This is a genomic window from Burkholderia sp. BCC1988 (genome assembly GCF_905339895.1).
Lineage (GTDB): Bacteria > Pseudomonadota > Gammaproteobacteria > Burkholderiales > Burkholderiaceae > Burkholderia.
Genome location: NZ_CAJPHA010000009.1, coordinates 127,083 through 141,020, shown reverse-complemented (window position 1 = coordinate 141,020; position 13,938 = coordinate 127,083). Strand labels below are relative to the sequence as shown.

Annotated in this window: 12 protein-coding genes, 1 pseudogene and 2 riboswitches; of the genes and pseudogenes, 8 read left to right on the top strand and 5 right to left on the bottom strand. The window is 70.5% G+C overall.

The features are described 5' to 3' along the window. Window positions 1–9: 9 nt before the first annotated feature. The 4 genes from U4012_RS15165 to cobA are packed head-to-tail and all read right to left on the bottom strand — an operon-like array spanning window position 10 to window position 3,138. Window positions 10–1,314 (bottom strand): cobyrinate a,c-diamide synthase, encoded by a 1,305-nt coding sequence (locus tag U4012_RS15165; RefSeq protein WP_321799610.1) that lies wholly within the window; start codon window positions 1,312–1,314, stop codon window positions 10–12. Window positions 1,315–1,317: 3 nt separating this feature from the next. Then, window positions 1,318–1,920, bottom strand: coding sequence for a cob(I)yrinic acid a,c-diamide adenosyltransferase (gene cobO, locus U4012_RS15160; RefSeq protein WP_321799607.1), 603 nt, complete (start codon window positions 1,918–1,920; stop codon window positions 1,318–1,320). A gap of 34 nt (window positions 1,921–1,954) precedes the next feature. Continuing rightward, complete coding sequence (locus U4012_RS15155) at window positions 1,955–2,332, bottom strand: cobalamin biosynthesis protein (protein WP_124892200.1); 378 nt, start codon at window positions 2,330–2,332, stop codon at window positions 1,955–1,957. Further along, the gene (cobA, locus tag U4012_RS15150) at window positions 2,329–3,138 is read right to left on the bottom strand and encodes a uroporphyrinogen-III C-methyltransferase (protein WP_415750380.1); all 810 of its coding nucleotides are present in this window, start codon (window positions 3,136–3,138) and stop codon (window positions 2,329–2,331) included. The genes U4012_RS15155 and cobA overlap by 4 nt, the downstream gene beginning before the upstream one ends. 109 nt (window positions 3,139–3,247) lie before the next feature. Continuing rightward, window positions 3,248–3,484, bottom strand: a riboswitch (cobalamin riboswitch). Between the two features lie 131 nt (window positions 3,485–3,615). After that, window positions 3,616–3,879, top strand: a riboswitch (cobalamin riboswitch). Between the two features lie 184 nt (window positions 3,880–4,063). Here cobA and U4012_RS15145 point away from each other — a divergent pair. The 8 genes and pseudogenes from U4012_RS15145 to U4012_RS15110 all read left to right on the top strand — a co-directional run bounded on the left by U4012_RS15145 (window position 4,064) and on the right by U4012_RS15110 (window position 13,426). Next, window positions 4,064–5,122, top strand: coding sequence for a HoxN/HupN/NixA family nickel/cobalt transporter (locus U4012_RS15145; RefSeq protein WP_044843562.1), 1,059 nt, complete (start codon window positions 4,064–4,066; stop codon window positions 5,120–5,122). A 25-nt stretch (window positions 5,123–5,147) separates the two neighbouring features. Then, window positions 5,148–6,245 carry a cobalamin biosynthesis protein CobW gene (gene cobW / locus U4012_RS15140; protein WP_321799602.1) on the top strand — a complete coding sequence of 366 codons (1,098 nt, stop codon included), beginning with the start codon at window positions 5,148–5,150 and terminating at the stop codon, window positions 6,243–6,245. Window positions 6,246–6,251: 6 nt separating this feature from the next. Beyond that, on the top strand, window positions 6,252–10,064 hold the full coding sequence (cobN, locus tag U4012_RS15135; protein WP_321799600.1) for a cobaltochelatase subunit CobN: 3,813 nt from the start codon (window positions 6,252–6,254) through the stop codon (window positions 10,062–10,064). Further along, window positions 10,061–11,149 carry an ATP-binding protein gene (locus U4012_RS15130; RefSeq protein WP_321799598.1) on the top strand — a complete coding sequence of 363 codons (1,089 nt, stop codon included), beginning with the start codon at window positions 10,061–10,063 and terminating at the stop codon, window positions 11,147–11,149. Before cobN ends, U4012_RS15130 begins: the two co-directional genes overlap by 4 nt. Window positions 11,150–11,217: 68 nt before the next feature. Next, the gene (locus tag U4012_RS15125) at window positions 11,218–11,826 is read left to right on the top strand and encodes a vWA domain-containing protein (RefSeq protein ID WP_321799596.1); all 609 of its coding nucleotides are present in this window, start codon (window positions 11,218–11,220) and stop codon (window positions 11,824–11,826) included. 84 nt (window positions 11,827–11,910) lie between these two features. Continuing rightward, window positions 11,911–12,363: a YaiI/YqxD family protein gene (locus U4012_RS15120; RefSeq protein WP_044843557.1), complete on the top strand. Its 453-nt coding sequence runs from the start codon at window positions 11,911–11,913 to the stop codon at window positions 12,361–12,363. Between the two features lie 128 nt (window positions 12,364–12,491). After that, window positions 12,492–13,063: pseudogene (locus U4012_RS15115) on the top strand (DUF1993 domain-containing protein). A gap of 36 nt (window positions 13,064–13,099) precedes the next feature. Next, window positions 13,100–13,426, top strand: coding sequence for a low molecular weight protein tyrosine phosphatase family protein (locus U4012_RS15110; RefSeq protein WP_321799593.1), 327 nt, complete (start codon window positions 13,100–13,102; stop codon window positions 13,424–13,426). A gap of 15 nt (window positions 13,427–13,441) precedes the next feature. Here the strand turns inward: U4012_RS15110 and U4012_RS15105 are convergent, their stop codons facing one another. Next, window positions 13,442–13,870, bottom strand: a complete 429-nt coding sequence (locus U4012_RS15105; RefSeq protein ID WP_124520781.1) for an NUDIX hydrolase — start codon at window positions 13,868–13,870, stop codon at window positions 13,442–13,444. Window positions 13,871–13,938 lie beyond the last annotated feature (68 nt).

Here is a 13,938-nt window from a genome sequence, read left to right as displayed (position 1 = left end):
TATTTTTCGTCAGAATGCCGTGCCGCCGAACAGCGCGGCCGCCATCTCCGGATTCGACGGCCAGTACATGTGCATGTAGGTCGCGACGATCGGGCCCGCGCGATATACGGCTTCGCCGCTTCCGGGCCCGCCGTCGGGACGCGCAGCCGTCGCCACCGGCGCCAGCGGCGTATCGAGCCGCGAATAATGAAACGTATGACCGCGCATCGGCCCGGTGCGCGTGTCCAGCTGCTGCATCCCGAGCGCCGCGAACCGGCGCTGCATCGTCGCATGGCCTGACAACAGTCCGAGCATCGGCGTCGTCGCGCCGTCCACGTCGGTCAGCGATTCGCACAGATACACCATCCCCCCGCATTCCGCGACGATCGGCAGGCCGGCCGCCGCGTGCGTGCGAATCGTCCGCGCGGTCACGGCATTCGCTGCGAGCGTCGCCGCATGCAGCTCCGGATAGCCGCCCGGCAGGAACAGCGCATCGCAATCGTCGGGCACGGGTTCGTCCGCAAGCGGCGAAAAGAACGTCAGCTGCGCACCGAGCGCGTCGAGCAGCGCGAGATTGGCCGGATAGATGAACGAGAACGCGGCATCGCGCGCGATCGCGATCCGCTTGCCGGCGAGCACGCGCGGCAGCGCGGCGTGAACGTCCGGCTCCGCGAACGCGACGGCCGGCGGCAATTCGGCGAGCGCCGTCTGCGCGAGCACGTCGGCCGCGCGCTCGAGCCGCGCGTCGAGATCGTCGATGTCGGCCGGCTGGTGCAGGCCGAGATGCCGTTCCGGCAGCGCGATGCCCGCATCGGCCGGCACGTGCCCGAGCCAGCGCAGGTCGTCCGGCAGCGCCTGCCGCAGCAGTTCCGCGTGTCGCGGCGACCCGACACGATTGCCCAGCACGCCGTGAAACGGCACCTCCGGCCGGAACCGCGCGAGCCCGAACGCGATCGCCGCGAACGTCTGCGCCATCGACTTCGCGGCAATCACCGCGACGACCGGCACGCCGAACGCGACCGCGAGATCGGCGCTGCTCGGCGTGCCGTCGAACAACCCCATCACGCCTTCGATCAGGATCAGGTCCGCGTCGCGCGCCGCATCGGCGAGCAGCGCGCGGCAGCCGGCTTCGCCGACCATGCCGAGGTCGAGCGCGTGCACGGGCGCGCCGCTCGCGCGTTCGAGCAGCATCGGATCGAGAAAATCCGGCCCGGTCTTGAACACGCGCACGCGCCGGCCGAGCCGCCGGTGCAGCCGCGCGAGGCCGGCCGTCACCGACGTCTTGCCCTGGCCGGACGCGGGCGCGCTGACGAACAGCGCGGGGCAGGCCGGCATCGCTCAGAACTCCACGCCGGGTTGCGCCTTCACGCCTTGCTCCTTGTACGGATGCTTGACGAGCCGCATTTCGGTGACGAGGTCGGCTGCGTCGATCAGCGCATCGGGCGCATGCCGCCCGGTGACGACGACGTGCACCGATTCCCGGCGCGCGACGAGCGTCGCGAGCACTTCGTCGAGCGGCAGGTATTCGTACTTCAGCACGGTGTTCAGCTCGTCGAGAATCACCATCCGGTACTCGCCGCTTTCGATCATCCGGCGCGCCTCGTCCCAGCCCTTGCGCGCGGTTGCGATGTCGGCGTCGCGGTTCTGCGTGTTCCACGTATAGCCGTCGCCCATCGTCACGAAGTCGCATTGCGCGACCGCGCCGAGGAAGTCGCGCTCGGACGTGTGCAGCGCGCCCTTGATGAACTGCACGACGCCGAGCCGCATGCCATGGCCGAGCACGCGCACGGCCATGCCGAACGCGGCCGTGCTCTTGCCCTTGCCGTTGCCGGTATTGACGATCAGCAGGCCCTTTTCCAGCGTGGCGGCAGCCTGCTTCTTTTCATGGCCGGCGCGGCGGCGTTCGGTCATCCGCTGATGGGATTCGGCATCGGTCTTCATCGGGAATCGTCCTGTCGAAAGCGAAACAAAAGGTTCAGAGCGGGCCGGCGAGCGCGACCGTCACGCCGTCCCGGATGGATTTGGGGCCGAGCAGCCGGCCATCGGGCGCCGCGAGCCGCGCGCACGGCTCGGCCACGCCCGCGACGCCGAAACGCGCGAGCGCCGCAGCCGACGGGCCGCTCAAGGCCGGTTCGGGGCACCGCGCGAGCTGCGCCGCGTCGAACGCGACGAGCGGCCAGCCGCGGCGTGCGCACAGCGTGCGCAGCGGCCGGGCACGCGCCTTGTCGGCGAGCGTCGCGACGACGGCCGGCTCGGCGCCCGGGTAGCGCGCCAGCGCCGCGCGGATCGCGGCATCGAGTTGCGCGGCCGTCACGCCCGCGCGGAAACCGACGCCGAGCGCGACGCGCATCATGCGCGGCCGCCGAGCGCCGCGCGCACCGCCGGATCGTCGGCGAGCGCCGCGACGCGGCCGATCACGACGATCGCGGGCGAGCCGATACCGGCGGCGCCCACGCGTTCGACGACCGTGTCGAGCGTCGCGAGCGCGTGCCGCTGCCCGTCGCGCGTCGCGTTCTCGATCGCCGCGCACGGCATGTCGCCGGACACGCCGCCGTCACGCAGCGCGGCCACGATCGTGTCGAGCCGGCGTATGCCCATGTAGATCACGATCGTCATCCGCGTCGCGGCCAGCGCGCGCCAGTCGGGCTCGTCGGCCCCCGCGCCGTGGCCCGTGACGAAGATCACGCCCTGCGCGTCGCCGCGATGCGTGACCGGAATGCCGAGTGCGGCCGGGGCCGCGATACCTGCCGTGATGCCGTTTACGACCTCGACCGGGAAACCCGCCGCGCCGAGCGCGAGCAGCTCCTCGCCGCCGCGGCCGAACACGAACGGATCGCCGCCCTTGAGCCGCGCGACGCTGCGGCCCGCGCGCAGATGCGCGAGCATCGCGGCGACGATCGTTTCCTGCGGCGTCGACGCGTGGCCGCCGCGCTTGCCGACGTGCTCGATGCGCGCGTCGGCGCGCGCATGGCGCAATACATCGGGGTTCACGAGATCGTCGACGAGCAGCACGTCGGCCGCGGCGATCGCGCGCACGGCCTTCAGCGTCAGCAGATCGGCGTCGCCGGGGCCGGCGCCGACGAGCCAGGCGCGGCTCATCGGACGCGGCACGGCGCACACCGTGTCGTGGCAGTGGAAAGGGGACAGCGAGCGGCGCATCGGCGGCCGGCGGACAGGCAAGGCATGACGGATCGGGCGAAGCCCGCGCGAACGCGGGCGGAAAGCGCACCCCATCCGTCCCCCGCGGATCGGGCGTTCGGCGAGCAGCGGGCTCGCCCCTTGCGTCGGCCGGTATCCGGGCTGGCCGCTTGCCAGGCCGCAGCCTTCCCGCCCGCTGAAGGGCAGTGGCATCGCGGGCGGCCTGGGCGCGTGCGGGGGGAACCGCGGCGCGCGGGCGGCGTACCGTTGCGGGGACAGCACAGGCCGGGCGGACTTCCGCCTCCTGTTTCCCGTTTAACTGCGTGCGCGGAATGCGCATGCGAGCACCGAACGCGGCGCATACGATAGCACAGCGGTCGGCCCGCGCGAACCCGCCGCGCGGGCGCCGCAAGCGCCCCCGGTGCGATGCCGCCACCACGCCGGACGCGCCGCGGCGGGCCGTTCCGCCTTTACCTTGACGCTCCCCGCACCGCCGCCTACACTCGCACGCGTTTCGGTGCTCGCGCGCGCTCCTCCGGCGCGCGCAGTTAAACGGGAAACAGGGAGCCTGCCTGCGCCGCAGTCGGGCCATCCTGTGCTGCCCCCGCAACGGTAAGCGAACGCGTCGCGCCCAGCGCGATGCAGCGCCGCTTCGCCGCATGCCTGCCGCATGCGGACGACCGCCACTGGATGCCGCGCATCCGGGAAGGCGAAGCGGCGTGTTCGTCAGCCCGGATACCGGCCGAGACGTTGGGGTTCAGCGCCGCGGGGAGGCGGCGCATCGTCCACGGCCGCAGTTCGCCGGACGCCCGGGCGTTGCCCTTCCTTCGCCGATCCGTCAGCCGCTGCACGCGTGCGGGCCGGGGCGAAGAACGGCCAGCGCCGCGGGCAGGCCGACGACGGCCGTGTTGGCATTCATCATGTCGACCGTTCGCAAAGGAGCATCATGCTCGACTCGTTCTTCCGCCTGTTCAACGACAGCCCGTCCGGGCTGCGCGGCAAAATCGTCGCGATCTATTCATTGCTCGTCGCATTCAACGTCGGCGCGTGGATCTGGGCCTTCATCGCGTTTCGCGACCAGCCCGTGCTGCTGGGTACCGCGCTGCTCGCCTACGTGTTCGGGCTGCGCCACGCGGTCGACGCCGATCATATCGCCGCGATCGACAACGTCACGCGCAAGCTGATGCAGGAGGGCCGCAGCCCGCTCGGCGCGGGCCTGTTCTTCTCGCTCGGCCATTCGACGGTGGTGATCGTGATGTCGGTCGCGGTCGCGCTGACCGCGGCGTCGCTCGCGCGCTTCGAGAGCATGAAGACCTGGGGCGGCGTGATCAGCACGAGCGTGTCGGCGTTCTTCCTGCTGGTGCTCGCGGCCGCGAACCTGCTGATCCTGATCTCCGTGTACCGGACGTTTCGCGCGGCCCGCCGCGGCGAGCCGATCGTCGACGCCGACCTCGACATGCTGATGAACCAGCGCGGCGTGCTGGCCCGCCTGTTCCGGCCGTTGTTCCGCCTCGTGTCGCGCAGCTGGCACCTGTATCCGGTCGGCTTCCTGTTCGGCTTCGGCTTCGATACCGCGACCGAGATCGCGCTGTTCGGCATTTCGGCCACGCAGGTGCAGGGCGGCCTGTCGTTCTGGTCGGTGATGGTGCTGCCGGTGCTGTTCACCGCGGGCATGACGCTCGTCGACACGACCGACGGCATCCTGATGATGGGCGCGTACCGCTGGGCGTACGTGCGGCCGATCCGCAAGATCTACTACAACATGACGATCACGTTCGTGTCGGTGCTGGTTGCCGCGTTGATCGGCGGCATCGAGGTGCTCGCGCTGCTCGCGGACAAACTCTCGCTGCAGGGCCCGGTATGGGATTTCGCGACGATGGTCGCATCGCATTTCGGCATGCTCGGCTACGTCGTGATCGGCCTGTTCGTCGCGTGCTGGATCGTATCGGCCGCGATCTACCGCCTCAAACGCTACGACGAGATCGACGTGACGCTCTCGGCCTGACTCCCTTTTAGACACAGGACCCACCATGACCCTACGCAAGCTTCCCGTCACGATCGTCACGGGCTTTCTCGGCAGCGGCAAGACCACGCTGATGCGCCACATCCTGCAGCATGCAGAAGGCCGCCGCATCGCGGTGATCGTCAACGAATTCGGCGAGCTCGGCATCGACGGCGAAATCCTCAAGGGCTGCGGGATCGGCTGCGAGGATGCAGACGGCGCAGAAGGCGCCCGCAGCGAAGCGTCGGGCCAGCTGTACGAACTCGCGAACGGCTGCCTGTGCTGCACCGTGCAGGAGGAGTTCTATCCGGTGATGGAAGCGCTCGTCGAGCGCCGCGCCGACATCGATCACGTGCTGATCGAGACGTCGGGCCTCGCGCTGCCGAAGCCGCTCGTGCAGGCCTTCAACTGGCCGACCATCCGCAACAGCTTCACGGTCGACGCGGTCGTGACCGTCGTCGACGGGCCGGCCGCCGCGAGCGGCCAGTTCGCCGAGAACCCGCAGGCCGTCGACGCGCAGCGCCGCGCCGATCCGAACCTCGACCACGAATCGCCGCTGCATGAACTGTTCGCCGACCAGCTGTCGTCCGCCGATCTCGTGATCGTGAACAAGGCCGACCTCGTCGGCGACACGCAGTTCGCCGAAGTCGAAGCCGCGATTCGCGAGGAGATCCCGCCGCAGGTGAAGATCGTGCGCGCGACGCGCGGCGAGCTCGACGTCGCGATGCTGCTCGGCCTCGAATCGGCATCGGAGGAAACGATCCACCTGCGGCACGACCATCACGGCTCGGCCGACGACGGCGATCACGACCATCACCACGACGAATTCGATTCGGTGGTGGTGTCGGGCGACGCCGGCTCGCGCGAAGCGACGATCGCCGCGCTGCAGCGTGTCGTCGAGACGCACACGATCTACCGCGCGAAAGGCTTCGCGGCGCTGCCCGATGCGCCGATGCGGCTCGTGATCCAGGGCGTCGGCCGCCGCTTCGACAGCTATTTCGACCGTCGCTGGCAGGACGGCGAGCCGCGTGCGAGCCGCTTCGTGCTGATCGGCGAGGATCTCGACGCGGCCGCGCTGCAGCGCGCGTTCGAGGTCGCGTGCGCGGCCGAGCCGCAACAGGCGTAACGCACGATGCATCTGCTGCGCACCACGCCGGGCGGCTTCGTCGACGATACGCAGGGTGTCGTCCGGATCGACCAGCAGCCGGCCGACATCGTGATCCTGAGCTCGGCCGACACGACGCTGTCGCTGCTGGCCAGCGTCGTGCCGAAGCTGCCGGCCGGCTTTCCGAGCGTGCGGCTCGCGAACGTCACGTTCCTGCGGCAGCCGGCGTCGGTCGATTTCTATGTCGATGACGTGCTGCGTCATGCGAAGACGGTCGTGATCGATCATCTGGGCGGCGAAGCGTACTGGCCGTACGGGATCGAACAGGCCGTGTCGCTCGCGTCGAAACGCAGGCAGCAGCTCGCGATGTTCTCGGGCGACCTGCAGGAAGATCCGAACCTCGTCGCGAAGAGCACAGTCGCGCCCGACCTGTGCCGGTTGTGGTGGCGCTATCTGCGCGAAGGCGGGATGCACAACGCCGAAGCGTTGCTGCGCAGCATCGCGTTCCATACGCTCGGGGTCGGCGACGAACCCGAGCTGCCGCGCCCGCTGCCGGCCGCCGCGCTGTATCACCCGGCGCGCGACCCGGCGAGCGTCGACGACTGGCGTCCGCGCTGGACGCCCGGCGCGCCCGTCGTCGCGATCCTGTTCTATCGCGCGCACTGGCAGGCCGCGAACACCGCCGTGTTCGACGCGCTGGCCGATGCGCTCGTACGCGACCGGCTCAATCCGCTGCCGATCGCCGTCACGTCATTGAAGGATGCCGTGAGCCGCGAGGTCATCACGCGGCTGTGCGACACGCACGGTGTCGCGCTCGTGCTGAACACCACGGCCTTCGCGGCCGGCGCGATCGACAGCCCCGAGCCCGACGTGCTCGCCGGCGACGCGCCGGTGCTGCAGGTGATCCTGTCCGGCGGCAACCGCGACGCGTGGGTGGCCGACAACCAGGGCCTGCATGCGCGCGACATCGCGATGCACATCGCGTTGCCCGAGGTCGACGGGCGCATCGTCACCCGCGCGGTGAGCTTCAAGGGGCTGGCATATCGTTGTCCGCACACCGAAGTCGACGTCGTGCGCTACCAGCCGGACGCCGAACGGATCGCGTTCGTCGCGGCACTCGCGCGCGGCTGGTGCCGGCTGCGCACGCTCGACCCTGCCGACAAGCGCATCGCGCTGATCCTCGCGAACTATCCGCAAAGCGAAGGGCGGATCGGCAACGGCGTCGGGCTCGACACGCCGGCGTCCGCGCTGCGCGTGCTGGCGGCGCTGCGCGACGCGGGCTATAGCGTGGCCGACCTGCCGGCCGACGGCGACGCGCTGATCGCGCGGCTCACCGAAGGCGTGACCAACGACCCGGCCGTGCGCGCATTGCGCCCGGCGTTCCAGAGTTTCGCGCTGGCCGATTACATTGCGCGTTTCGCGCGGCTGCCGGCCGCCGTGCGCGACGCGCTGAACGCACGCTGGGGCCCGCCCGAAGCCGATCCGACGCTGCGGCAGGGGCGCTTCACGATCGCCGGCTGGCGCGCGGGCAACGTGTTCGTCGGCATCCAGCCGTCGCGTTCGCGCGGCGAGAACGACTATGCGAGCTACCACGATGCGGATCTCGTGCCGCCGCACGCGTACCTCGCGTTCTATTTCTGGCTGCGCGATGCGTTCGGCATCGACGCGGTCATCCACCTCGGCAAGCACGGCAACCTCGAATGGCTGCCGGGCAAGAGCGTCGCGCTGTCCGACGCGTGCTGGCCTGACCTGACGCTCGGGCCGCTGCCGCACCTGTATCCGTTCATCGTCAACGATCCGGGCGAGGGCAGCCAGGCGAAGCGCCGCGCGCAGGCGGTGATCATCGATCACCTGATGCCGCCGCTCACGCGCGCGGAAAACTACGGCCCGCTGCAGGATCTCGAACGGCAGGTCGACGAATACTACGAGGCGCTGATGGTCGATGCGCGGCGCGCGAAGCTGCTGCGCAAGACGATCCTCGCGACGATCGCCGAACACCGGCTGCACGACGAACTGAGCGTGTCGCCGCCGCGCGATGCGGGCGACGAAGATGCGCTGCTGACGCGCGTCGACGCGTGGCTGTGCGAATTGAAGGAAGCGCAGATTCGCGACGGGCTGCATGTGTTCGGCGCGTCGCCGGCCGAGCGTCAGCGCCGCGACACGCTGCTCGCGCTCGCGCGCTTTCCGGTCGGCGACGGCAAGGGCGAACGTGCGGGGCTGATCGGCGCGCTCGCGCGCGATCTCGCGCTCGGCGACGATTTCGATCCGCTCGCGGCCGACTGGGCCGCACCATGGACGGGCCCACGGCCGGCCGTGCTGCAGGCGCTCGACACATCGCCGTGGCGCCATGCGGGCGACACGCGCGAGCGGCTCGAACGGCTTGCGCAGCAGTGGCTCGACGGCGTGTGCGCGGCCGGCACGTCCGGCGCTTCCGGGATCGGTACGACGCCGCCCGGCGACTGGCCGCACACGCTCGCCGTCATCGAACGCGTGCGCGCGGCGCTGATGCCCGCGCTCGACGCGTGCGGCGGCGAGGAACTGCGCCAGCTGCTGCGCGGGCTCGACGGCCGCTTCGTGCCGCCGGGGCCGAGCGGCTCGCCGTCGCGTGGCCGCCCCGACGTGCTGCCGACGGGCCGCAACTTCTATTCGGTCGATACGCGCGCGGTGCCGACGCAGGCCGCGTGGTCGCTCGGGCTGAAATCCGCGCAGCAGCTGATCGAACGTCATCTGCAGGATCACGGCGACTATCCGCGCGCGATCGGGCTGTCGGTCTGGGGGACGGCCACGATGCGCACCGGCGGCGACGACATCGCGCAGGCGTTCGCGCTCCTCGGCGTGCGGCCGAAATGGGCGCACGGCAGCCATCGCGTGACCGACTTCGAGATCCTGCCGATCGAGATCTTCGACCGGCCGCGCATCGATGTGACGCTGCGCGTGTCCGGCTTCTTCCGCGACGCGTTCCCGAACCTGATGCACCTGTTCGACGCAGCCGTGCAGGCCGTGGCCGCGCTCGACGAACCCGAGGAACTGAACCCGATCCGCGCGCGCGTCGAGCGCGAACGCGCAACATGGATCGAGCGGGGCGTGGCGCCGGACGAAGCGCGGCGCCGTGCCGGCTGGCGCGTGTTCGGCGCGCGGCCGGGCAGCTACGGCGCCGGCCTGCAGGACCTGATCGACCGGCGCCGCTGGCAGAGCGACGCCGATCTCGCCGATGCGTACCGCCAGTGGGGCGGCCATGCGTACGCGCAGAACAGCGCGGGCGACGCGGCCCCCGACGTGTTCGGCGAGCGGCTCGCGACGATCGACGTCGTCGTGCAGAACCAGGACAGCCGCGAACACGACATCCTCGATTCGAACGACTACTACCAGTTCCAGGGCGGGATGACCGCGGCCGTGCGGCACCTGTCCGGGCAGCAGCCGAGCATCTATCACGGCGACCATGCGAACCCGGCCGCGCCGAAGATGCGCACGCTGCGCGAGGAGATCGCGCGCGTGATCCGCTCGCGCGTCGTCAATCCGAAATGGCTCGACGGCGTGAAGCGCCATGGCTACAAGGGCGCGGCCGAAATGGCCGCGACCGTCGACTACCTGTACGGCTATGACGCGACCGCGCGCGTGCTGTCGGATCACCAGTACGCGCTCGTCGCCGACGCGTACCTGTTCGACGACGACACGCGCGCGTTCCTCGAACGCCACAACCCGAAGGCGCTGCACGGCATCTGCGAACGCTTCGTCGAAGCGATGCAGCGCGGGCTGTGGCAGCAGCCGGGCGACTATCGCGAGCGGATCGAAGCGGTCTGGCTCGACAGCGAACAACTTCAGGAAGGAGGACGGCGATGACCGATCCGACGACGCAGCACGCACGCGCGGTATTCCCGTTCGCGGCGCTGGTCGCGCAGCAACCGCTGCAGCAGGCGTTGCTGCTCGCGGCGATCGACCCGTCGCTCGGCGGCGTGCTCGTCAGCGGGCCGCGCGGCACCGCGAAATCGACCGCCGCACGCGCGCTCGCCGAACTGCTGCCCGAAGGGGCATTCGTCACGCTGCCGCTGTCGGCGAGCGACGAGCAGGTCACGGGCACGCTCGATCTCGCGCATGCGCTCGCCGAAAACGGCGTGCGCTTCCGGCCGGGCCTGCTCGCGCGCGCGCATCGCGGCGTGCTGTACGTCGACGAGGTGAACCTGCTCGCCGACGGGCTCGTCGATACGCTGCTCGACGTCGCCGCGAGCGGCGTGAACGTGGTCGAGCGCGATGGCGTGTCGCATGCGCACGACGCGCGCTTCGTGCTGGTCGGCACGATGAACCCCGAGGAAGGCGAACTGCGCCCGCAATTGCTCGACCGCTTCGGGCTGATGGTCGAACTCGCGAACTGCTTCGACGCCGCGCAGCGCGAGCAGATCGTGAAGGCGCGCCTCGCGTTCGATCTCGATCCGGATGCGTTTCGCGCACGTCACGCGACTGCACAGCGTGACCTCCGCGACCGCATCCACGCGGCGCGGGCAAAGTTGTCGACGCTGGATTTCGACGATGCGGTTCACGCGCGCGTCAGCGCGCTGTGCATCGACGCGGCCGTCGACGGCCTGCGCGCCGACCTCGTGATGCTGCGCGCCGCGCGCGCGCTCGCGGCGCTGGAACAGGCCGACGCGGTGACGGTGTCCCATGTCGAACGCGTGGCCGACGCGGTGCTGCGGCATCGGCGTCATGCGGGTGCGCCGCCGTCGTCGGGCGCGTCGCAGTCGAATGCAGAGGGCGGCGGCGACCACGACGACCCTGCGCCGCCGGACCTGCACCGACAGGCCGATCATCGACCGGGCGCGGCACGCAACGATGCAACGGCGTCGCAAGGCGACTGGGGCTACCTGCCGCCCGAGCCCGCCGGACTGCGCGACGTGAAAGGCGTGGTGCCGCTGCCGCTAAAAAAACGCTGAGCCATCGAGCCGACGCCGCCGCGAACACCGTTCGCGGTCCTCGATGGCTGCCAGGCGCTGCCGCGCGCGTGCCGGGTACGGTGCGTGCCGGCACGGCCGTTGCATGGCCGGCGACGCTCGCCGCGAAGCGCGGCGGCCCGCTGCACGCCGACCACCTGCGTTTTCGCAAGCAGGCCGGCACGCCGCGCGCACTCCATTGCTTCGTGCTCGACTGTTCGGCGTCGATGCTGTCGCACGAACGGCTCGCGCTCGCGAAAGGGCTGATCGTCGCGTACTTCGACCAGGCCGCGCGCGACCGCGTGGCAACCGCGCTGATCTGTTTCGGCGGCAACGGCGCCGCGCGGCGCTTCGGCCCGGCCGTGCCGCGCTGGTGGAATGCGCGCTGGCTCGAGCCGGTGGACGGCGGTGGCGGCACGCCGCTTGCGGACGGCATCGCCGCCGCCGCACACTTGCTCGCCGGCGCCGCACGGCGCACGCCGGACCAGCAGCGCTGGCTGTGGGTGCTGTCCGACGGGCGCACGCGCGAAACACCGCCGAAACCGGCGGCCGCCGATCACGTCGTGTTCGTCGATTTCGACGATGCAGCCGTGCGGATCGGGCAGGGCAGGCGGCTCGCCGATGCATGGGGCGCGCAATGGATGACGGCCGCGTCGCTGTGCCCAGGGCTGGCCGGCTGATCCGGTGATCGGGCGCGCGGGCCGGGCGGGTCGATTGCCGGCGCTGCGCTATGATCGCCGTTTCTACTCACCGGAATGCCTGCCATGCAAGTACTCGTCGATGCCGACGCGTGTCCCGCCGTCATCAAGGACATGCTGTTTCGCGCCGCGCGTCGTGCCGAGATCTGCGTGACGCTGGTCGCGAACCAGTTCCTGCGCACGCCGCCGTCGCCGTTCATCAAGGCGCTGCAGGTGCCGGCCGGCTTCGACGTGGCCGATGCGCGGATCGTCGAGCTCGCGGCAGCCGGCGATCTCGTGATCACCGCCGACATCCCGCTGGCCGCCGCCGTCCTCGACAAGGGCGCGCATGCGCTCGACCCGCGCGGCAACTGGTTCAGCCGCGAGAACATCGAGGAGCGCCTGTCGACGCGCGCGATGATGGATCAGCTGCGCAGCGCGGGCATCGATACGGGCGGGCCGGCCCCGTTCAGCGCACGCGACGGCAAGGCGTTCGCGTCGCAGCTCGACCGGTTCCTGGCACGCCACGGCAAGCCCTGACCCATCAGGCCCCACGGGTGGGTCGTGCGATACGCCACCGGTTTCGCGTCGAACCGTCCGCTACGGCAGAATACGGATGCTGCCCCGGCATCGATGTCGTGGCGCGAACGACCCACCGGAGGGCATGGATGTCACCGACTCAACTTCTCGTTCCAACGTTCACCCAGATGCTGCGCGCGCAATCCGCGTGGCTCGACAAGGCCGTGGCGCACCGGCAGGAGCCGGCGACGCGCCCGATGCGGTGCTCGCGCTGAAGCTCGCGCCCGACATGTATCCGCTTGCGGCGCAGGTGCGGTTCTCGTGTTTCCAGGCGATGGAACCCGTCTACCGGCTGCGCGGCGAACCGCTGCCGGACGCGCTGCTGGCGTTGCGGGAAGCCGGCTGGCATGCCGATGCGCAGCCTGGCACGCTGGGCGACGCACAGGGCATCCTCGCCGGCACGATCGCGTTCCTCGGCGAACTCGCGCCCGACGCACTCGACGGCGGCGCCGCGCTGCCGATCGCCCTCGCGCTGCCGAACGGCATCGCGTTCGACATGACGGGCGAGCAGTACGTGCGCGACTGGGCGCTGCCGCAGTTCTATTTTCATTCGATTGCGGCGTACGCGATCCTGCGTCATCACGGCGTCGAGCTGGGCAAGGCCGACTACGTGCCGCACATGCTGGCCTACGTGCGGCCCGGCACGATTCCGCAGGGTTGAACGGTCGAGCGGACGATCCCGCCGCCGCGCACCGGCATGACACGCGCCCTGTTCATCTGCAGCCGCAATCGGCTGCGCAGCCCGACGGCCGAGGCGGTGTTCGCCGCGTGGCCGGGCGTCGAAACCGACTCCGCGGGCCTCGCGCCCGACGCGGAAACGCGTCTGTCCGCGGAACAGCTCGAGTGGGCCGAAATCGTGTTCGTGATGGAACGCGCGCACCAGGCGAAGCTGCACGCCCGATTCGGCGCATGGCTGAAGCACAAGAAGATCGTCTGTCTCGACATCCCCGATCGCTACGCCTACATGCAGCCCGAACTGGTCGCACTGCTCGAGCGCAAGGCCGGGCCATTGCTGCGCGCGTGAGCCGCGCGGGCCGGTTCAGCGCGAGCGAAGCGGCCCGTCCGCGAGCGCGGAAAAGCGGTCGAGGTGCAGCAGCTCGATGATCTTGCGGGTCGGCACGCTCGCACGCAGCGTCTCCAGCCGCTCGACGTCGAACCACTTGCAGCGCGCGATCTCGTTGCTCGCGCGTGGCGTCAGGTGTTTCGGCACGTCGGCCACGAACACGTGATGGAGCTTCGTGAGGCCGCCGAATTGCACCGCGTAGTCGAGCGCGAGCCCCTCCAGCCGCGTTTCCTCCGCCAGTTCCCGCTGCGCGGCCTCGAGCGGCGTCTCGCCGCGCCGGATCGTGCCGCCCGGCAGCGACCAGCGCGCCGCGGTACGGGCGACCAGCAGCACGCTGCTGCGCTGGCGGCACACGATCGTGGCGCGTTCCTTGATGCTGACGACGGTATCCGGCCCGGTATTCATGTTCGGCAAAACAAAACTGGTGCTCAATCGTGAAGGGAAATGCACGTCGGCCGATCGCCGGGCACGAC